Origin of the sequence: Bittarella massiliensis (ex Durand et al. 2017) (genome assembly GCF_017566145.1) — a bacterium.
GTDB classification, from domain to species: domain Bacteria; phylum Bacillota; class Clostridia; order Oscillospirales; family Ruminococcaceae; genus Bittarella; species Bittarella massiliensis_A.
In genome coordinates, this window is the sequence record NZ_JABFCL010000029.1 from 1 (window position 1) to 463 (window position 463).

General features: G+C 44.3%; 1 protein-coding gene. It reads left to right on the forward strand.

All coding sequences use genetic code 11. The features are described from left to right. Positions 1–278: 278 nt before the first annotated feature. Positions 279–463: hypothetical protein (locus HJY11_RS13315; protein WP_208076432.1), on the forward strand; the 185-nt coding region annotated here is incomplete at its 3' end.

Genomic DNA, 463 nt, shown 5'->3' on the forward strand with positions numbered 1-463 from the left:
GGTACAACGAATCCGAGTTTATGGAGATACTGGAAAGGCCCTTTATGGGAAGCAAATTTATGCATATCGGATCGAAGTGATCGAGTAAGGCACATTGAACGATTTACACTGAAAAGAGAAGCTTGGCTTGCGAGAGCCGGGCTTCTTTTTTACAGAGCAAGAGGAAATGGTGAAATATCTTTTGAAGGGAACGAGTCGAGAAAGAGTTGCCACAAACAGTAATTTTATTTGATTGGATGTGAAAAATGATGTAAAATGGCATAAAAGGAGAGGGGCTTATGAGAAAGTTTTTGCAAAATGTGCTGATGGTTCTGGTGGCGGCCACCCTTTTAACCGGCTGTGGGAGAACAAAGTTGTTGGAAGCACAGGCCGATGAGGGACTGGGCTTGGGAAAAGACGAGTTCATTGCGCTGTACAACAGGCTCATTGTAAAAGAGCTCGCCGGCAACGCAGAAAAAATTGG